Below are 20,600 nucleotides of genomic sequence, written 5' to 3' on the forward strand. Positions count from 1 at the left end.
AATTACTTATTTCTCCTATTAACTACTGTATTTAGTAAATAGTGGGGCAAAAGTAAATAAAGAAAATATAAAACACAACAAAAACGAAAACTTTTTTAAGGTTTATTTATGAAATATATTAGATGTTAGGTGTTAGAAGTTAAAAATCAGAAAATTAAGAAATTAATAATAAGGACACGAGTTAAAAGCTCGCGCCAGTGGAATAAGAAAAAGAGGAAGAAAAATTAGAAAATGGAGGGAGGTCGTAGCACGAAGGACAGTTGAAACTTTGCCAAAGTTTTGATACGAACGAGTCAGACTATTCGAATGTGTTCGATACCGATAGCTAAAGGCTTAAAGAATAATCATTAACAGCTAACGACTATTTTTCGTTCCAATAGTAGCTATCGGGGTAGATGCGCTTACCGAAGATAGCGGTACCAACGCGCACGATAGTGGCACCTTCTTCAATAGCGGTTTCGAGGTCGCCACTCATTCCCATTGAGAGTTCTCGGGGGTCTACATTAGGGAGGTTGAGAGCAATAATCTCTTGTTGGAGATGTTTAAGGAGTTTAAAGCAGGCGCGCACTTTTTCGGTTTCGGCACTAAACAGACCGATAGTCATCAGTCCTTTGATATGTAGGGTAGGCAGTGTAGCCACTTGCTTTACAAGATTGAGCACCTCAGAGGGGTCGGCACCAAACTTGCTTTCTTCGTTAGACGTATTCACCTGAATAAAGATATCGAGTTCTTTGCCTTCACTCTCCAAACGGTTGTGGAGTTTTTGGGCTAAATCGAGGCGGTCTACCGATTCTACACAACTCACCTCGTAACGCAAAATATCTTTTATCTTATTCGTTTGTAAATGACCGATAAAATGATTGGTATGTAGAGTGTCTTTCAGCGCTTCATACTTCTCCTTGAGCTCTTGCACTTTGTTTTCGGCGATGAGTGTATATCCTGCATTTAATGCTACTTTGATGCGCTCAGGAGTTACCGTTTTAGTAGCCAAGAGGAGCTTTACTTCCTCCGGCTTGCGACCTACGCGCTCACAAGTGTTGGCAATACGTTGTTGTACTAAGGCGATGTTTTGTAATATATTTTCCATTTTTAGTTGTCAATTATTAATTAACTATATCGGTTCATTCTCCACTTCTTCCTTTGGTAAATTGCCTTCAGCTTTCTTGCGCAAGAGGCGACGTTTGATGAGGTCGTTTAGGTCTTTACCTTTTACCGAATAGGTGTTAAATAACAGCATAGGAGCAATCACCCCAAAGGCTAAGCACATAGTAATAAAGCCTGTTTGTAAACCGAGTTTGAAGGTTTGGTAGAGTAAATCTAATGTTTCGTCTTGTGGGGTTTCAACGGTTACTATTTGTATGATTTTCATCATAAACTCATAGCCGTATTTACCAGGAATCATATTAATTACGGCGGGGATGGTAAACACAATAGGAGGTGTGTGTACACGGTGGGCGAAATACACGGCTAAGAGCCCTACCACACAAGCTCCCAGAAAAGAAGTAATCACGATTTGTTCGGGCATTAAGGTTGCTAATAGAATGAACTTAATACCCCACCCTATACCGCCTAATACACCTGTTATCCATAAAGCACGACGTGGTGTGTTAAACAATAAAGCAAAACCGATAGAAATCCACATCGACCAAAAGATGCGTTCTGCTAAACCTAAAAATATATCAAGGAAGTTCATAACCGAATAATAGTAAAGCTAAATAAAAACCTAATGAAATCATAAACACTAAAATAGCAGCGTGAGTGAGTTTAGCAATTCCTGCTACAATACAGCCTGAGAGCATATCGATAAAGCCATTGATAAGAGGTACCCCAGGCACTAACCACAATACACAAGCTGCCAAGGCATTGTGATAGTCTTGTACGCCAAGCAAGCGGAAGATGCTCATCACAGCCACCGATACGAAAGCAGCCCAACCCCAACAGATATACACATTGAACTTGCGCAACTGCAACACTCGTCTGCCTGCTAACCCTAATAAAGTAGCGAGAAACGACATAGCGAACTCGGCATAACTTGCGTTTTCTTTGCCAAATACGTAGGCTAATGAGCCTCCTGCTATTGATACGAAGAACCACATTACATACATATTGTAATGTGGGCGTGCCTTGATGGTAGCTACCTGCTCTTCGATTTCCTCAATAGGGAGTTTCTTTTCGATAGCCTCCCACGATAGGATACTGATATCGGAAATCGCACTGAAGTTTACTCCGTGATGCGGGATAGAGCGCACGATAGTTTCTTTTTCGCCTGTGCTTTTGTCCTGTATTGTTAGCACGATAGCCGAATGCGAATAGAAGTTCTCGCAATGGTAGTTCAGTGCATTAGAAATGCGTTCTACATTGCGTTCTACCCTACGGGTATTGGCACCGCTAGAAATTAGCAGTTCGTTGATATCGGCAAAAAGGCGTGCCGCTCGTTCAATGGGCTTCATATATATTTTAGACGTTAGTTCTTAAGAGGTTAGTTATAGGGCTTGTCAGACTCTTCGGACGAATAGCTTTTGGTATTCCTTGCTGTTTTCTTCTAAGAGAATGTCTTTCTGGCAAGCAAAAGTAAATTGCAAGTAACATAAAGCAAATAATTTCTAAATATTATAGTTTTCATTACAAAGTGCAAAAGTACAAAAATAATGAAGAATGGCAAAAAGGTGAAGATTTAATAATTTACTATCACATTTAAGCGCTTGCCTAATATTGTTTTTAGTTGGTTATATCCTATGACCTCTTCCATAATGCTTTTGCGTTCTTCATCTGTTATTTCAGTACGTACTTTCTCTGCTAAATTGTTGATGAGGTGCATTATTAATAGCAAACGAATATTTAGAATGATATCCGAGATAATTCTGTTGAGGTCTCTGTCTTTCTCCTTTGCGACAATATCTCGTTTTAACCAATTGTCTAAATGTCTAAACTCGTCTTCCATTTCCAAATCGGATACCTTAGCACTGAGTTCCACAGGAAGTTCGTTTGCAAGCCTACTCACATCATAGGAAGCATCTTCTTGGAACATTGTCATTAGTTGGTCATATATCTGCTTAAAATCGGGGTTAGCGAACTCTATTTCGTCTTCTTGAAGTTCGAGGAATACTTTTTCGTAAACTTTGAGAGTTTGCTGTACTTGTTTTTCTTTAAGGTCGCCGTTTTCTTCTTCTACCAGAATAGTATCGGTGAAAACACAATCTTCATTCCCTTTAGAAAGAAGAATCTTTATTAAATCGTGCTCTAACACCTCCAAACGGTTTATTGTGCGTTTTTGAGTCTCTTCTGGCGTTTGTACCACTTGCATAGTAGATTGCTTGCGCTCTACTTTTTGTCCTTCATAAAAGTCCTTTTTGAGAATTTGCGCCAAAGTAGAGAAGAGCACCTGTTCCGAGATGTCCATAATGGTAGCGCACTCGCGCACATATACTTCCCGCTTGATAAGGTCGGGGATTTTAGAGATACTCTCTACCATATCGCGTATGGTTTCGGCTTTTTTGATAGGGTCGTTCTGCGCCTCTTGCATTAGGAGGGAGGCTTTGAAGCGAATAAAATCGGTGGCGTTGTTTTCGAGGTATAGCACGAGGTCTTCGTAGGCAGTTTTGCGAGCAAAGCTATCGGGGTCGTCTCCCTCGGGGAAGGTGCAGACTTTTACATTCATACCCTGTTCCAAGATGAGGTCTACCCCACGAATGGAAGCACGTAAGCCAGCGGCATCGCCATCGTACAGCACCGTGATGTTGGGTGTGAGACGGTGAATGAGGCGGATTTGGTCTTGCGTAAGTGCTGTTCCGCTTGAGGCTACTACATTTTCGATGCCTTTTTGGTGCATTTGAATCACATCGGTATAGCCTTCAACCAAATAGCAGTTATCGGCTTTGGCGATGGCTTGTTTGGCAAAGAAGATTCCATAGAGCACTTTGCTCTTGTGGTAAATCTCGCTTTCGGGAGAGTTGAGGTATTTAGCTTGTTTCTTGTCGTTGGTGAGGATACGCCCTCCGAAGCCCAATACGCGTCCGCTCATAGAGTGAATGGGGAACATTACACGCCCTTTGAAGCGGTCGAACTTACGGTCGGCATTGACGATGGTGAGTCCCGTTTTTTCTAAGAACTCCAACTGATAGCCTTTGGCAAGGGCGTTATCGGTGAAGGCAGTCCACTCGTCGGGGGAGAAGCCTAAGCGGAATTTTTGGATTGTTTCCTCCGTAAAACCGCGCTCTTTGAAATAGGTCATACCGATAGCCTTACCGGCTTCGGTATTAAAGAGGGTATCCTGAAAATATTGTTGGGCGTATTCTGAGACAATATAGAGACTCTCGCGCTCATCGGCTTGTGCTTTTTCTTCGGTAGATTGCTGAGTTTCCTCAATGTCGATATGGTATTTTTTAGCCAAATAGCGAATAGCTTCGGGGTAGGTGAAGTGCTCGTGTTCCATTAGGAAGGCAATAGCATTCCCGCCTTTGCCACTACTGAAGTCTTTCCATATTTGCTTTACGGGCGAGACCATAAAGCTGGGTGTTCGCTCGTTGGAGAACGGACTCAATCCTTTGTAATTAGACCCTGCACGCTTGAGTTGAACGAAGTCGCCAATGACTTCCTCCACCCGCATTTGGTCGTATACTTTATCTATGGTATTTTTTGAAATCACTGTTTTTTAGATTAAGGAAGAAAAGGATTAATTTGTTAATTGTTTCAGGTCGTCCTCCAATTCTTTAAGGCTGTTTTCACGTTCTATTTGGCGTTGCTTAGTTTGGTATTTTTCATACTCTTGAGCAGATTTCTCTATAGCCATTTGGTGTGAAATCTTACCAGCGTGTTGTAAGAGCTCTCTGCCATTGAGTTGCAGGATAATATCCAAGCGGGCTATCCAGTCTTTCATATACATAGGCGTTTGCTGTTGTGCCATAGTTTCGGCGAAAGCTAAATATTGTTCTACAAGCAAGCCCAAAAGCTTTATTTCCTCTTCGTTGAGATAATTCTTGGCGATGCTTACTTCACTTTTTTTAATAGTGGCAGTAGCTGTTTTGTCGTAGGATTGCATTCCCAGAAGGGGCAAAGAGGCATCGGCACGATTATAGACTATCTCGGCGGCTGTTTGCTCACTAACCGCCCATAGGAGTTTGTTTTGCACTACTTTAAAGAACTTTATGGTTTGCTCATCTTGAGCGTTGTAGTCTATACTGGTTTTGTATATATCTTTAATTTTTTGATAGAAGAACCGTTCAGAGATTCGTATTTTGCGGAGGCGTTCTTGGAGCTGGTCGAAGTAGTTCATCGCAGTACCTTGCTTAAAACGCTCGTCATTTAACACAAAACCTTTGATTAAATACTCTTTGAGTTGCTGAGTTGCCCAAATACGAAAACGCGTTCCTTGTTGTGATTTTACTCGATAACCTACTGAGATGATCACATCGAGATTGTAATATTTTACCCAATATTCTTTTCCATCAGTAGCAGTTGTCCGGAAATTCCGGATAACTGAATTTTCATCTAATTCTCCTTCTTTAAAGATGTTGGAAATATGTTCGCTTATAGTTCGCTTATCTTTACTAAAAAGAACAGACATTTCGGCTTGTGAAAGCCATATTGTTTCATCTTGGAAGCGTACATCTATCTTAACATCTCCTTCTTGATTTTGGTATATGAGAAACTGTGAGTCCATAGGGTTTATTTGTTTGTCAATCATTTTACCCCTCGATAGTAGCCTCTTCGAGCTCGCCGTTGAGGTTCCCGTATACGGCAATGGCGTGCCCCCAGAACATATCGTCGTCATCAAAATAGATACAGAAACGTTCCTCCTCAAAAAGAATGATACTTGTGATACTCATACGCTGAGCAAAACGCTCGGGAGTAATCTCAGGGGCAGTAGCATCTGCTTCTTTTTGCCATTTGTTAGCTAAGGGAGTAAGCTTTTCAGTGGCAAAGGTTTTGAGGGTTGCTACCCATCTGTAGAATTTGCCCTTAGTAGCATTTTTGAAAGATTTTAAGATATCTTGTAGCTCACTTAGTTCGGTAGTTTCTACGGTGAATTGCACTTCTTCATCGGTGTAGAGGATTTCACCCTCAAACCAATCGTATTCTCGGTTGAGTTCTAAACTAAAGTCTTCATCTTCATAAGTAACTTCGGTGTTGTATTCCTCAATAATAGGGTCGAAACGAGGTACGGTTACGTTATCTTCTAAGACTGCTACCAACAAAAAGCAACGTTGCTCAGGGTGTGAGAATTCAGGTTTCTTAGGGCGTACTTTGATGCGGAAAACTTCTAACGGAGCGAAGTAATACTGCCAATTACTTTCATCAGCTACCAACCATTCCAAACGGATATTCTCTTCGCAAAGTTCACCTGTTTTTACATCAATATATGCCAAAGGCTCGTTAGAAGGTACCCAAGCTCCATTATAATAAGTTGCTCCATTGGTAGGACTTTCAATGAGCACGATAAGTTCCTTTTCTTCGGGAAGGAACTCATCAGAGAATTTCTGTATAGTTTGTGGGCTCATAAAAATACTTAGTTAAGAGACAAGAAAGTTATGTTATATTTATTATTTTAATAAGTGTATTTGATTATAGATTTGACAATGCAAAGATATAACATTCTTTTCAGAAAAGCAAAAAACAAATAACCGACTGCTTTATTTACAAGAGTCGGTTATTTACATTTAATTTTTAATTACAATGAAACAAAAAAAACTTTCTTTTAGTCTGCTAAAATCACTATTTTGTTTTGGTTGCACTCCAAGGTACCTCCTGTAATAGTGAAATGTTGCAGTTCTTTTTTGCCCTCAAAGAGCTTTACCTCGCCTTCCGTAAGCAATGAGATGATAGGGGCGTGGTGATTTAATATTACAAATGTTCCTTTAGCCCCAGGCACCTTCACCGAGGTTACTTCACCTTTAAACAAAAGGGCTTCAGGAGTAAAGATTTCTACTAACATAAGTGCGAGCCATACGGGCTTTTTTGTTGTTATTTAACATTAGCTAATTTTCTTATTAACTAGCTTGTGCTTCGGCAAGCATTTTTTCACCTGCTTCGATTACTTCTTCAATAGTGCCTTTAAGGTTGAAGGCAGCTTCTGGAAGATGGTCGAGTTCGCCGTCGAGAATCATATTAAAGCCTTTGATAGTGTCTTTGATATCTACATAAGCTCCTGGTAAGCCTGTAAACTGCTCGGCTACGTGGAAAGGCTGTGACAAGAAACGCTGTACGCGACGTGCACGAGCAACGGCTACTTTATCGTCTTCTGAAAGCTCTTCCATACCGAGGATAGCGATAATGTCTTGCAATTGTTTGTAACGTTGTAAGAGCTCTTTCACGCGTTGTGCGCACTCGTAGTGCTCTTTACCCAAAATTTCGGGGGTAAGGATACGCGAAGTAGAATCGAGAGGGTCTACCGCAGGGTAGATACCGAGCTCGGCGATTTTACGCGATAATACGGTGGTCGCATCGAGGTGGGCAAAGGTAGTTGCCGGAGCGGGGTCAGTAAGGTCGTCGGCAGGTACGTATACCGCTTGTACTGAGGTGATAGAACCGTGCTTGGTAGAGGTGATGCGCTCTTGCATCGCACCCATTTCGGTAGCCAACGTAGGTTGGTAACCCACCGCTGATGGCATACGTCCTAAAAGGGCGGATACCTCAGAACCTGCTTGGGTGAAACGGAAGATATTATCGACGAAGAAAAGCACGTCTTTACCGTGACCTTCGCCAGCACCATCGCGGAAGTACTCGGCAATAGTGAGCCCTGAGAGGGCTACACGAGCACGTGCTCCAGGAGGTTCGTTCATTTGCCCGAAAACGAAAGTAGCTTTTGATTCTTTAAGTGCCTTGCGGTCTACTTTACTCAAATCCCAACCGCCTTTTTCCATCGATTCCATAAAACCTTCGCCATATTTGATAATGCCCGATTCGAGCATCTCGCGTAGCAGGTCGTTTCCTTCACGGGTACGTTCGCCTACCCCAGCGAATACTGATAGACCGCCGTGTCCTTTGGCGATGTTATTAATCAATTCTTGAATGAGCACCGTTTTACCTACACCCGCACCGCCAAACAGACCGATTTTACCTCCTTTGGCATAAGGTTCGATAAGGTCGATGACTTTAATACCGGTGAAGAGTACTTCGGTAGTGGTGGAGAGTTCTTCGAACTTGGGAGCTTCGCGGTGGATAGGCAAGCCGTTGTCGCCGTCTTTGGGCAGGTTGCCGAGCCCGTCGACCCCGTCACCAATTACGTTGAAGAGGCGACCGTAGATATCGTGCCCTACGGGCATTTTGATAGGACTGCCTGTGGCAATCACTTCGGTGTCGCGGCTAAGTCCTTCGGTGGAGTCCATAGAAATGGCGCGCACTACGTCTTCGCCTATATGCGATTGTACTTCTAATATGAGTTTGGTACCGTCGGGTCTTGTGATTTCCAAGGAATCATAAATGCGTGGGAGTTCATTATCAGAAGCGAACTCTACATCGACCACAGGTCCAATTACTTGTGCTACTTTTCCTTTTTGTAACATTCTTTTTTATTTTTAGTTGTTTAGACCATAGGCATTAAGCCATAGGTTGTGGTGTTATGGTTTCAGAAGCTGAGGTCTGAAATATGAGACCTATGAGCAGAAACCTAAATATTGTGCAAATGTAGGGACTTTTTTAAAAAGGGACAAATCTTTGTAATTCTTTTTTAGAAAAATATTTTATTGTAGAATTTTATAATGTTGATTATCAACAGATATAAGATTTAAATTTTCTTTTTCTTATTGAATTTCAGAACTTGTTTTAGCAAAGGAAGGTGAAAATATTGTATATTTGCCACGTTATTCTTTTATAGATACTCAACTTTTATTATAATACCAATCAAGGGTTGAATTTACTAATTGATTATAAACCTCCCCCTTACACATACCCAGCTATCGCTGGCTACCTCCAAAGGGGGAGTTGGTGACGGTTATCATACACGAAAATATATAAAAAAATGAAAAATATTTTTAATAATCTTTTGTTTAAGGTGGTTTGTGGTATCCTGTTTGGGATAGCGTTGGGCTATTATGCACCTGAATGGTTGTACCGCATTCTTATTACTTTTCAGGTATTGTTTAGCAACTTTTTAAAGTTTGCAATACCGCTGATTTTGATAGGGCTTATTATGCCTTCGATTAGTGATTTGGGTAAAAATGCAGGTAGATTACTGCTTATTACCATAGGAATTGCGTATGCTTTTACGCTTTTCTCGGGTTTTTCTACTTACTTGGTGGGCGAATCTCTTTTTCCTTCGCTATTGCAGGGGGAACAATTGGGCGCCATTGTAGATAAAGGAAAGAGTTTGCCTCCTTATTTTACCATTGAGATGCCTCCTTTGGCTGATGTGATGAGTGCTTTGCTGTTTTCTTTTATCATCGGGATTGGGTTGTCGTTTAGAGAAGAATCAAAACTTACAGAGGTGATTAAAGAGTTTGGCGATATTGTGAAATGGCTTATCGTTAGGGCTATTATACTGATATTGCCTATTTATATTATGTGTATTTTTGCTGAAATTACCTTTAACGGACAGGTAATGGCAATAATGAAGGTGTTCTTTAAACTGATTTTGGTTCTTTTTGTGATGCACATTGCTTTGCTCATTATCCAATACCTGATTGCGGGAAGTATTGCAGGGAAGAATCCGTTTAAGGCACTGGCTACAATGCTACCGGCTTATGCGACGGCTTTGGGTACACAATCGTCGGCTGCTACCATTCCTGTAACGTTGAGGCAGACACTGAAATTAGGCATTTCGCAACGGATAGCGGGATTTGTGATTCCGCTTTGTGCTACGATTCACCTTTCGGGCAGTACGATGAAGATTACGGCTTGTGCGCTTGCCCTGATGATGCTTCAAGGAATGCCTTATGACTTTTCGCTGTTTGCTGGTTTTATAATGATGCTGGGGGTGGTGATGATTGCTGCCCCTGGGGTACCGGGAGGGGCTATTATGGCTGCTTTGGGGGTGCTGAATAGTATTCTTGGTTTTAATGAGGCGCAACAGGGACTAATGATTGCACTTTATATAGCGATGGATAGCTTTGGCACGGCTTGTAATGTAACGGGTGACGGTGCTGTAGCTTTGATAGTTGATAAATGCGGGAAAAATTAGCAAATGAGAAAATTAGAGAATTAGGAAATTAACAGATTGGTAGATGGAGACGAAAAGAAACGAAACGGTTCAGAATACTTGGAAGGGTACAGGAAAGGTGGTCTTAGCTTATAGAGAGCTTATAGGAAGCTTATACGAATCTTGGACGATGGGTATAGAAAAGGTATATAAATATTTAAATATCAGTTTTTTACGGGAACAAAAACAATAGTTAAAACGAAAGCAAATGACAAACTTACACAAATTTTTGTTAAAAACGCATTCTTGTGGCTCTTGGTACTAATGGTACTTATGGGCTACCTTATTCCTTATCGAGAAAGCTATAACGCATACTTTAATTTAGGAACCTTTATCGATTGGGGGATTGTGATTATCTTCCTGCTCTACGGACTCAAACTGAACTTGCGAGAAGTGCTGAACGACGTTAAGAACTGGAAGCTACACTTGCTGGTACAAATAGCTACCTTTGTGCTGTTTCCGCTCTTGGTAATGCCTTTTTACAAGATAGCACAGGGCACAGAATTCTACGTGTTGTGGCTTTCGATATACTTTTTGGCTTGCTTGCCGTCTACCGTATCGTCATCGGTAGTGATGGTGTCTATCGCAAAAGGGAACGTGCCCTCAGCGATTTTTAACGCTTCTATCTCGGGGCTCATAGGAATCTTTGCTACCCCTATGCTAATGCACCCTTTTATGGAAAGCAATAGTGGTGGGGCAGTAGACCAAGTAGCAATTATACAGCAATTATTATTAAAAGTACTGTTGCCGATAGTATTAGGGCTCTTGCTTAATCCGCTGTGCAAGAAGTTTATAGAGCGTTACGGCAAACTGATAGGCAAGTTTGATAGGCTTATTATCCTGCTGATTGTCTACGAGAGCTTTTCGACCGCTTTTGTAAACCGTATATTTGGCAGTGTCCCACCGATTACTTTTGCGATTATCGCAGTAGCAGTGGTGGGTATGTTTTTCATTGTATACTATCTCTTGCAATGGGCGTCGCACCGTTTGCACTTTAACCGCGAAGATACGATTACTACTACTTTTTGTGGCTCGAAGAAATCGTTAGTACACGGGAGTTTGTTTATGATGGTATTGGGTATTCCTGACGATAACAAAGTGATGTTCCTCTTGCCGATAATGCTTTATCACAGCTTTCAGCTGTTTTATGTGAGCTGGCTGGCGAATAAGTTATCAGGTAATAGGTAACAAGTAACAGGTTTCAGGTCTCAGGTAAAGCGAGGGAGTTGGTGCAGCTGGGTATGTGAGTAACAACAAGAAATATCAAGAAATGAACAATATACCCGAAGATTATCCAATACTCTCTAATAACTAAAAACTAACCCTTATGAGAAGAACAGTAATTATCTCAATGATTTTAATAGCCTTTGTAGGCTGTAAAACACACATTAAACCTTCTACAGATTTAGAAGAAAACCAATTGCACGGCAAAGTAAAACAAATGCTCGAACTAACCTATTACTACGGCAATGTTGATAGAGTTTATTTTGAAGAGAAAACCAAAGCCTCTGATTCAGTATTGTATACTTTTGATGAAAAAGGCTATTATACTGAAGCGATTCACTTAACCCCTCCTGATGATAACGAGGCTGAACAGACGCCCAGAAATATATATGTTACTCGCTCTGCTGACGAAGTGAAAACAACCGCTTACAACAGCGATGGAGATATCCTATACCAAAGCATAAGTAAGCTAAACCCAGAAGGCTTAGAGCTTACCCGAACAGATGTTTTTAAAAAAGATGACGAAAAGATTGTAATGAACTACACTTATGACCATACCAATCTAAAGACTGAAATAAATATTGAACACAAGGACGGAAATAAACAGAAAAATGTACTAACCTATAACAAAAAAGGACAAGTCATTAAAGGAGCCTTTTACTCAGGTAGTAAAGATGAGCTTTTTTTAACTTCTACATATACTTACAACAGCAAGGGCTATTTAGAAAAGCGTGAGCAGAAATATTTTACTGGTCTTATTGTTACTACCACTTACCAGTATGAATACGATACCCAAGGCAGTGCTATTGTAGTCAAAGAATACGAAGATGGCAAACTCACAACTACAAAAAAGAGAATCATAGAGTATTATTAAAACAACCTTAAACCCCTAACTAAATTATGACCATTAAAAACTGGGCGGATACCGATAAACCGCGTGAGAAGATGATTGCCCAAGGTAAAACAGCCCTTAGTAATGCCGAGCTTTTGGCGATACTATTAGGCTCGGGGTCGGCGGATGAGAGTGCTGTGGAGCTGAGTAGGCGCATTTTGGCTTCGGTGAATAATAGCTTGACGACTTTGGGCAAACAGAGCTTGCAACAACTACAAGCCTTCAAAGGTATTGGGCAGGCAAAAGCGATTACCATTCTCGCCGCTACCGAAATGGGTAGGCGACGCACTGCCGAAACTCCCGAACTACAGCCTAAAATAGAGGTAGCTCATAACGTTTTTACCCTAATGCAACCTCTCATAGGCGAGTTGCCCCACGAAGAATTTTGGGTACTCTACCTCAATAGCACCAATCGTGTGATACACAAAGCACGACTTTTTTCAGGAGGGATTACCCATACTACCGTAGACGTTCGACTGCTCTTCAAAACAGCGTTGGAGCAAGGAGCTATTGCGTTGATATTAGTGCACAACCACCCTTCGGGTAGCATCACCCCCAGCAAGGAAGATATCGAACTCACCCAGAGAGTAAAAACAGCAGGTGATATGTTAGACATCAAACTCTTAGACCACGTAATCGTTACCGAGAAAGAGTATTTGAGTCTTTTAGACGAAAGGCTTTTCTAATGGTGAATGATAAATTTGCTGATTTGGTAATTATGTAGTATTTTTGTCGCCATAAGAGTTAAACACTTCAATATAATGGAAAATATAGCTTCTCAAATAATTAATTGGATAAAGACCTACGCCGAGAACGCTCGTGTAAAAGGGTTAGTGATAGGCGTATCGGGCGGGGTAGACTCGGCAGTCGTCTCTACCCTTTGTGCGCGTACGGGCTTGCCTACTCTCTGCCTCGAAATGCCTATTCACCAAGCTGAAAGCCACGTGAGCCGCGCTGAGGAGCATATAGAGTTTCTCAAAGCACATTATCCTAATGTGAGCGACCTGCGGGTAGACCTCACTCCTGTATTCGACCAATTTGTGACACAAATACCCCCTACTGATAAATCTACTTACGAAATGGCACTTGCTAACACTCGTGCACGTCTGCGAATGACGACTCTTTACTATTTTGCAGGACTCGAAGGCTATATAGTAGTAGGCACGGGCAATAAGATTGAAGATTTTGGAGTAGGGTTCTTTACCAAATACGGCGATGGTGGGGTAGATATAAGCCCCATAGCCGACCTGATGAAGAGTGAAGTGTACAAACTCGGTGAGTATCTGCATATCCCAAAAAGTATTCTCAAAGCAAAACCTTCCGACGGGCTTTTTGGCGACGACCGTAGCGATGAAGACCAACTGAAAGCTACTTACGATGAGCTTGAATGGGCAATGCTCCAAACCGAGCAGGGCAAAAAAGCTGAGGAATTTAGTGGTAGAGAGCGTGAAGTATTCGAGATATATACCCGCCTCAACCGTGCTAACCAACATAAAATGCAACCCATACCGTTTTGTAAGATTAGCAAATGAGAAAATTAGCAAATAGTATAGATTATATGCCTGTGTGGCTCGCACCAAATTAAAAAATGAATATACTTATCTTAGGCTCTGGCGGTCGCGAACACGCCTTTGCCCTAAAACTACACGAAAGTCCGCTATGCGACACCTTGTATATTGCCCCTGGTAATGGGGGTACCCATACTGTAGCTACCAATGTGGCTATCAGCCCTACCGACTTCCCCGCGCTGAAAGCCTTTGTACTCGAAAAACAGATTGCAATGGTAGTGGTAGGTCCCGAAGACCCCTTAGTGCAAGGAGTGTACGATTTCTTTACTGCCGACCCTGCCCTTGCTCACGTGCAAGTGATAGGTCCCTCACAGCAAGGCGCTACTCTTGAAGGCAGTAAGGAGTTCGCCAAAGAGTTTATGGTACGTCACCATATTCCCACAGCTAAATATGCGAGCTTTACTAAGGATACAGTGGAAGAAGGTTGTGCTTTCCTCAGCACGATGAAAGCCCCTTATGTACTGAAAGCCGATGGTTTGGCTGCCGGTAAAGGAGTTGTTATCTTAGATAACTTAACAGAAGCCCAAGCCGAATTGCGCCGTATGCTCATCAACGAAAAATTTGGGAAAGCAAGCACTAAGGTGGTGATTGAAGAATTCCTCGAAGGCATTGAGCTCAGTTGCTTTGTCCTCACCGATGGGGTAGACTATAAGATATTGCCTACCGCCAAAGACTATAAGCGCATAGGTGAAGGAGATACAGGGCTCAACACAGGCGGTATGGGGGCTGTTTCGCCGGTGCCTTTCGCCGATACAGCCTTTATGCAGAAGATTGAAGAGCGCATCGTAAAACCTACTATTGTAGGATTGCACAAGGAAGGTATCGTATATAAAGGTTTTGTGTTTATCGGACTCATAAAAGTAGACGGCGAGCCTTACGTGATAGAATACAATGTGCGTATGGGAGACCCCGAAACCGAAGCTGTTCTCCCCCGTATAGAAAGCGACCTCATTCCGCTTTTCCAATCTCTTTACAACGGCACTTTGGCTTCACAAGAGCTGAAAGTATCCCACCAGAGTGCTACGACGGTGGTAATGGTATCGGGTGGATATCCTGAGAATTATGAGAAAGGGAAAGAGATTACAGGCACAGAAAAAGCTGTTGGGAGCACTGTATACCACGCAGGCACTGCTTTGAAGGACGGCAAACTCCTCACCGCTGGCGGTCGCGTATTCGCCATTACTTCGCTTGGCGATGATTTCAAAGAAGCCTTACAACACTCTTACGACAATATCAGTAAGATACAGTTTGAAGGTGCTTACTGGCGAAAAGACATTGGGAAAGACCTTTAAAAAGGTTAAGTATTAAGAAAAAATAGGGAAGAGTTGCAGAACACAACTCTTCCCTATTTTTTATCTTCTAAGTCGTTTAGCGAAACGCGCTATGTTCATCTCTTTAGGAATCTCTTTCTCTTCGTACACCGCTTCATAAAGTATCTTAGCACAGAAGGGTGCATTGAGCACTCCCCTTGTCCCTAAGCCGTTCAGCACCCAAAGATGAGGATACAACGGGTGGCTTCCTATTAAAGGTCTCCTATCAGCTACCGTGGGGCGTAAAGCCGCTTGGTGTGAGATAATTTCAAAAGAACAACGCACCATCTTGCGCAGTTTCTCTAATAGTTCTTTGCGAGCCCCCTCTGTAATAGTATCTGTAAGGTCTTCGGGGTCATAAGTTGCTCCCATAATATAAGTATCACCCCCTAACGGAATGATACTACCATCACTTTTTAGGATAGTGTGCAACTGTAAATCGGGAGCGTAAAAGGTAAGGGTCTCACCTTTACAAGGGCGCATTGGCAAAGAACTGAAATAAGAATTTTTACTAATGCCACAGCCCTCACAAAACACGATGTTGCGGGCTTCCACTCCCCTATATACCACGTGTGTATCGCAAATCTCAAGTGCTTCATAATCGAAAGTCTTAGCGTGATAAACTCCTTCTTCCTGCCAATGCCTGAGGCATTCCGATAAGTACTTCTTCACTTCCACTCTCCCTGTACGCATTACTTCTCCAAAAAGAAAAGGAGCTGGTACTGCGGGATTGGTTTCGGGCACTAATGTAGTGCTGAGGTAACCCGAAAGCAAAGGTTGGTCAGCAGCAGTGAACCAGTTGTTTTGTTCTTCTACCGAAGCAAACTTTCGGAGCACAGGCATTGATATATGAAAAGAAACACCCGTTTTAGCCTCTATTTCGGTATAAAACGGCTCAATCATACTCATTACCTCTTCGGCTCGCCATATGGGAGTAAATCGCTTTAAAACTACCGGATTATACACTCCTCCCGCAATCAAACTAGCTACTTGTGAGCGGTCGGCTATCAAACAAAAGCTCTTGCCGTGTTTTTCCAAAAAGTTAGCAAAAGTAACACCTGCTAAGCCTCCGCCTATAATAATAAAATCGTACATACCGATGCGCTCTTACTGTATTTGCGAAACTGCCGCAATCCCTTCTTTAGCCGAAAGCAAACTCACCACACTGCCTATACTCAAAACATCAGCGGTAGCAATCGTAAAGGTAAGCGTGTGATTTTCGACGTCCTTTTCTACTTTTGTTATACTCATTGACTTGCGTCGGAAAATAGCCGAGCAGATTTCTATAGTTTCAGCCACATTTAGTTCTTCTTCCTCATAAGTAACCTGAAAAACTCCTACAAAATTTCTCTTAATGAGCTGTGATTCCACTCTTTTGAGAAATATCATAATGATAAGCATAAAAGTAATAGCCACCACAGCGATATTGTAAAAACCCCAGCCAATACCCAAGCCTACGCAACCCGTAGCCCAGATACCCGCTGCGGTAGTCATTCCCGCAATACTTTCTCCGCGTTCTTTAATAATGCTACCAGCCCCCAAAAAGCCTATCCCGCTAATTACCTGCGCACCCAAACGCCCTAAATCGCTTTTGAAAAGAGCTGCCAGTTCAGGAAAATGTGCGTTAAAGTCAATAAGACTAATGCGTAATTGGTCTTGAATCATCGAAACTACCGCAGAGCCAAAGCACACGAGTATATACGTGCGAAAGCCAGCGGGCTTGTGCTTGCGTTCACGTTCGAAGCCTACCAATCCGCCAAAGACTATTGCTAAAAGCAAGCGGAAGCACACTACCCCAAGGGAGAGTTCTCCTATGAAGTGTGTATTAGAAAAATCGTTTAAAAGCTCGTTCATAATCTAATCATATAATGAGCGGTAAAGGGACTATCTGAGTTTCCTCAGTCAGTCCCTTCCCTTTCTTAATCCAAAAATTGTTATTAACTTTTTTATCTTTGCCCCTTCACCACATTCCCCTTTTAAAAGGTTGTCCGCGATAGCTAAGTAAGTGAATAAAGAGATGTTATCCCCTAGTGCCTATGCGTCATAACACTTTGCCAAAGTTTCAAACTTTGGCAAAGTTAATGGTAATAAATCGCCCGTCGTGCTACAACCTCATACCTGCCTATGTGGTTCGTACTACCTTCCCGTCACCACATTCCCCTTTAAAAGGTTGTTCACGATAGCCAAGTAAGTGAATAAAGAGATGTTATCCCCTAGTGCCTATGGCCTAAGGCCTAGTGCCTATTCCTCTTTCTTTCGCCTCGAAACCCCGTTTTTAACATTTTTACCCTTGTCGTATCACAGTATGAATCAACTACTTATATACCCTTCCTATACCAATCGTCCAAGATTCGTATAAGCTTCCTATAAGCTCTCTATAAGCTAACCCCACCCATCTTATAGCTCATTTTTTACTTTTTCCCTGAATCACCTCTTCCGAATCTCTCCGATATCTTTCTATCTCCTTAACTCTTCCCAATAAAGCCTTCTATCTCGTCTTACTTCTGTCCGACAAGACCAAATCGTCCGAGAACTCCATTACTACCTGTCGTGTTACGACTGCCCGTGTGGCTCACACCTAATTCCCTAATTTGCTAATTTTTCTCCTGCCTGTGCGGCTCGCACCGACCTACCTCGCACTTTCTGTTCCCATTGCCAAGCCGAGCGCATCGCATCGTCCAAAGTGCTTTGGGCTTTCCAACCGAGTACGTTGTTAGCCTTATCAGTGTTAGCATAAGCAGCGGTGATATCACCAGCACGACGTCCTACAATTTGGTAGTTCAATTTCTTGCCCGATACGCGTTCAAAGCTTTGGATTACTTCCAAAACAGTACTACCTTTACCAGTTCCTATATTGAAAACTTCATAGTTTTCAGTATTCTTGCTTTCTAACAAACGTTGAAGCGCAATCACGTGAGCTTTCGCCAAATCCACTACGTGAATATAATCGCGAATGCAAGTGCCATCGGGGGTAGGGTAGTCGCCACCGAAAACCGAGAGTTTCTCACGCAAACCTATAGCCGTTTGGGCGATATAAGGCACTAAGTTCTGAGGTACGCCTAAGGGTAGTTCGCCTATTTCAGCCGAAGGGTGTGCCCCAATGGGGTTAAAGTAGCGCAAGGCAATCGCATTGAGCGAAGGAGTAACCTTGCAAGTATCGCTGATAATCTCCTCACTGATTTGTTTGGTGTTACCATAAGGTGATTCGGCTTTTTTCACAGGAGCATTCTCAGTGATAGGCAACTCATCTGCCTGACCGTACACGGTGCAAGACGAACTGAAAATGAAGTGTGCTTTGGGTAACTTGCTCAGTTCTTGCAAGAGGTATACAAGGCTGGTAAGGTTATTTTCGTAATACAAAAGTGGTTTCTCCACGCTCTCACCTACCGCTTTAGAGGCAGCAAAGTGAATCACCCCTTGCACATCGCGATGACGCTTGAAGAAATCTTGTACATCAGCTTTATTACGCAGGTCGAATTTCTCGAATACGGGCATTTTACCTGTAATTTTCGCAATGTGGTCTTTTACATTTTCTTGGGCGTTGGAAAGGTTATCAATGATAACCACATCAAAGCCTGCGTTTTGTAATTCTACAACGGTATGAGAGCCAATAAAGCCCAACCCGCCAGTTACTACTATTTTTTTCATTCTTTATACTAATTGTATTTGGTTGTTTTTATTTTATCGCCACAAAGGTACAAAAAAAGAAATGATTAGCAATAAAGTAGCTTACTTTTTGTGTTATTTCTTGCCTATTTTCATTACTTTTTCTTCAAAAGTTTCTCTCGGTACGATAGCTTTATTGCGCACGCGGGTGCGGTAGTTGTAGATGGTATTGGTGGAATAATGTAAGAAAGTGGCTATTTTAGAGCTATCGGTGATGCCTAAGCGGATAAGGGCAAAGATGCGCAACTCGGGGGTCATTTCGTGAGGTTTGGGGGCAAAACGCTCGTCTTCGGCTAATAGAGCGTTGAACTCAGTGATAAAGTGGGGGAATAGATGCAAGAAAATATCGTCGAACAGCTTGTAGAACTCTTTCAGCTCTTGCTCTATCATCTCGGTAGAGCGGAGTACTTTGTTGAGTTCGTCCCAATTGCGGTCTTTTGCCTTTTTGGTAAGCATTTTTTGGTATTTCTCTAATTTGCTGATGTACACCGAGCACAAGTTGAAAAACTCGCCTATATAGGCTTCTTTTACTTCGTTGCTTTCGTTCAGTTGGGTTACTACCTCGCGCAGGTGTTCGTTGAGTTGCTCTAAATCTTGGTTTTTGTGGTAGAGTTCCTTGCGTATTTTGGCAATGCGCTTCATTTGGCGGGTAACCAATACTACGGCAATGATGAGGAAAATGGCAAACAACCCTACTAACAGCAAGGCGTTGCGCAGTTTGGTATTCTGACTGTGAATGCGTTCCTGATAGGCTTTTTCGATGATAGGGAAAATCTTCATCACCTCATCGGAACGCAGTTGAGCGTTACAAAAAGTAGCGTCTTCCATCGCCGATTTGATGCAAGTGTAAGCGTTTTCTACTTCGCCTAATTGAAAGAGCGCTGAGGCAAGTTCGAGCATCGAGGCGTTTTCTTTAATAGCATCTTTGATGTCGCAACTCGCCGAAATAGCAAAGTATTCTATTTGTTTAGGGACATTCTTTTTCTTTTTGTAGAGCGTGCCGAGCACATAGCCTAATACGGCTTTTTCGTGTTCATCGGTGTGCATTAGGGCAAAGCGGTCGAGAAGGAGTTTTTCGGCTTCGTCATACCTGCCGGCATCGGTAAGCACACCGGCATAGAGAAGGATATAGTGAGTGGAATTCTTATCGACTAAATTGAGGAGGAGGTCGCGATAGGCATTGCTTTTGGCGATATAGGTTTTGGCATCGGGGTTGTTGAAAGCGTAGTTGTTGTAGAGGTTGAGGTAGCAGTTGTAGTACTGAATGAGCTGAGGTTTTTGCAGTTGCTCTTTATCAATAGCCCTGAGCAGGTCGGCAGCATCTAAGTAGTTGCCCGAAATGATGTAGAGAGAGGCAAGGGAAAGGCGGGAATCGTTTTGGAGGTCGGGTTTTTGGAGTTCTTCAGCGATGCGGATATTCTCTTTCACGTAGTACACTGCCGAGTCGGATATATAAGTTTTAAACTCGTCGAAGAGGCGTTGATTGATAGCATAGCGTTGTTCAGCAGAGGCTTTGGGCACTCGTAACAAGTCGATAGCTTCCTTTATTTTGCGTTCTTTTTGCTGGGTGTAGTTATCTTTCTGTTTGATAAGTGCAGTGAGGTTGTGAATGAGCTTTTGATTTTGCCCCATTTGAGCCAAAGCACAGTAGGGGAGTAGTAGGAGGGTTATGATAAGGCTTTTGTACTTCATTTTCAAACATTAATTTTCAGAGGCAAAAGTAAGAAAAATTAGCAAATTAGCAAATTTGTTTTGGTGGTTACAAAAAATAAATAGATTGTCCGAAAAGTCTCAAAATCACATTTGCA

General features: G+C 42.3%; 18 protein-coding genes. 6 read left to right on the top strand and 12 right to left on the bottom strand.

Annotated elements, in window-relative coordinates; all coding sequences use genetic code 11:
• Positions 1 to 361: 361 nt before the first annotated feature.
• The 8 genes from AM608_RS07775 to atpD form a co-directional block, all read right to left on the bottom strand.
• Positions 362 to 1,087 carry a YggS family pyridoxal phosphate-dependent enzyme gene (locus AM608_RS07775; RefSeq protein WP_053581330.1) on the bottom strand — a complete coding sequence of 242 codons (726 nt, stop codon included), beginning with the start codon at positions 1,085 to 1,087 and terminating at the stop codon, positions 362 to 364.
• Positions 1,088 to 1,111: 24 nt separating this feature from the next.
• The gene (locus tag AM608_RS07780; protein WP_002674440.1) at positions 1,112 to 1,693 is read right to left on the bottom strand and encodes a threonine/serine exporter family protein; all 582 of its coding nucleotides are present in this window, start codon (positions 1,691 to 1,693) and stop codon (positions 1,112 to 1,114) included.
• Complete coding sequence (locus AM608_RS07785; protein WP_053581331.1) at positions 1,680 to 2,450, bottom strand: threonine/serine exporter ThrE family protein; 771 nt, start codon at positions 2,448 to 2,450, stop codon at positions 1,680 to 1,682. The genes AM608_RS07780 and AM608_RS07785 overlap by 14 nt, the downstream gene beginning before the upstream one ends.
• 224 nt (positions 2,451 to 2,674) lie before the next feature.
• Positions 2,675 to 4,645 (bottom strand): DNA primase, encoded by a 1,971-nt coding sequence (gene dnaG, locus AM608_RS07790; RefSeq protein WP_053581332.1) that lies wholly within the window; start codon positions 4,643 to 4,645, stop codon positions 2,675 to 2,677.
• Positions 4,646 to 4,672: 27 nt separating this feature from the next.
• The gene (locus tag AM608_RS07795) at positions 4,673 to 5,683 is read right to left on the bottom strand and encodes a virulence RhuM family protein (RefSeq protein ID WP_053581333.1); all 1,011 of its coding nucleotides are present in this window, start codon (positions 5,681 to 5,683) and stop codon (positions 4,673 to 4,675) included.
• A gap of 1 nt (position 5,684) precedes the next feature.
• A complete protein-coding gene (locus AM608_RS07800) occupies positions 5,685 to 6,497 on the bottom strand; it encodes a DUF2262 domain-containing protein (protein WP_053581334.1) in 813 nt (270 codons plus the stop codon).
• A gap of 197 nt (positions 6,498 to 6,694) precedes the next feature.
• A complete protein-coding gene (gene atpC, locus AM608_RS07805; protein WP_053581335.1) occupies positions 6,695 to 6,931 on the bottom strand; it encodes an ATP synthase F1 subunit epsilon in 237 nt (78 codons plus the stop codon).
• Positions 6,932 to 6,986: 55 nt separating this feature from the next.
• The gene (gene atpD / locus AM608_RS07810) at positions 6,987 to 8,501 is read right to left on the bottom strand and encodes a F0F1 ATP synthase subunit beta (RefSeq protein WP_002674457.1); all 1,515 of its coding nucleotides are present in this window, start codon (positions 8,499 to 8,501) and stop codon (positions 6,987 to 6,989) included.
• A gap of 455 nt (positions 8,502 to 8,956) precedes the next feature.
• Here atpD and AM608_RS07815 point away from each other — a divergent pair, with 455 nt between their 5' ends.
• From AM608_RS07815 to purD, 6 genes are all read left to right on the top strand, one after another.
• On the top strand, positions 8,957 to 10,114 hold the full coding sequence (locus AM608_RS07815; protein ID WP_053581336.1) for a dicarboxylate/amino acid:cation symporter: 1,158 nt from the start codon (positions 8,957 to 8,959) through the stop codon (positions 10,112 to 10,114).
• A gap of 291 nt (positions 10,115 to 10,405) precedes the next feature.
• Positions 10,406 to 11,320 (top strand): bile acid:sodium symporter family protein, encoded by a 915-nt coding sequence (locus AM608_RS07820; RefSeq protein ID WP_253273459.1) that lies wholly within the window; start codon positions 10,406 to 10,408, stop codon positions 11,318 to 11,320.
• A gap of 139 nt (positions 11,321 to 11,459) precedes the next feature.
• Complete coding sequence (locus AM608_RS07825; protein ID WP_253273460.1) at positions 11,460 to 12,230, top strand: hypothetical protein; 771 nt, start codon at positions 11,460 to 11,462, stop codon at positions 12,228 to 12,230.
• Between the two features lie 26 nt (positions 12,231 to 12,256).
• The gene (gene radC / locus AM608_RS07830; RefSeq protein WP_053581339.1) at positions 12,257 to 12,934 is read left to right on the top strand and encodes a DNA repair protein RadC; all 678 of its coding nucleotides are present in this window, start codon (positions 12,257 to 12,259) and stop codon (positions 12,932 to 12,934) included.
• Positions 12,935 to 13,009: 75 nt separating this feature from the next.
• Positions 13,010 to 13,780, top strand: a complete 771-nt coding sequence (gene nadE / locus AM608_RS07835; protein WP_053581340.1) for an NAD(+) synthase — start codon at positions 13,010 to 13,012, stop codon at positions 13,778 to 13,780.
• Between the two features lie 56 nt (positions 13,781 to 13,836).
• Positions 13,837 to 15,108, top strand: a complete 1,272-nt coding sequence (gene purD / locus AM608_RS07840; RefSeq protein WP_053581341.1) for a phosphoribosylamine--glycine ligase — start codon at positions 13,837 to 13,839, stop codon at positions 15,106 to 15,108.
• 60 nt (positions 15,109 to 15,168) lie between these two features.
• Here the strand turns inward: purD and AM608_RS07845 are convergent, their stop codons facing one another.
• The 4 genes from AM608_RS07845 to AM608_RS07860 all read right to left on the bottom strand — a co-directional run bounded on the left by AM608_RS07845 (position 15,169) and on the right by AM608_RS07860 (position 20,484).
• A complete protein-coding gene (locus tag AM608_RS07845) occupies positions 15,169 to 16,221 on the bottom strand; it encodes an FAD-binding oxidoreductase (RefSeq protein WP_053581342.1) in 1,053 nt (350 codons plus the stop codon).
• Positions 16,222 to 16,233: 12 nt separating this feature from the next.
• The gene (locus tag AM608_RS07850) at positions 16,234 to 16,980 is read right to left on the bottom strand and encodes an MgtC/SapB family protein (protein ID WP_053581343.1); all 747 of its coding nucleotides are present in this window, start codon (positions 16,978 to 16,980) and stop codon (positions 16,234 to 16,236) included.
• A gap of 732 nt (positions 16,981 to 17,712) precedes the next feature.
• Positions 17,713 to 18,774 carry a UDP-glucose 4-epimerase GalE gene (gene galE, locus AM608_RS07855; RefSeq protein ID WP_053581344.1) on the bottom strand — a complete coding sequence of 354 codons (1,062 nt, stop codon included), beginning with the start codon at positions 18,772 to 18,774 and terminating at the stop codon, positions 17,713 to 17,715.
• A 93-nt stretch (positions 18,775 to 18,867) separates the two neighbouring features.
• Positions 18,868 to 20,484, bottom strand: coding sequence for a DUF6377 domain-containing protein (locus AM608_RS07860; protein WP_053581345.1), 1,617 nt, complete (start codon positions 20,482 to 20,484; stop codon positions 18,868 to 18,870).
• Positions 20,485 to 20,600: the final 116 nt, after the last annotated feature.

It is taken from the genome of Capnocytophaga sp. oral taxon 323, from assembly GCF_001278825.1.
Lineage (GTDB): Bacteria > Bacteroidota > Bacteroidia > Flavobacteriales > Flavobacteriaceae > Capnocytophaga > Capnocytophaga ochracea.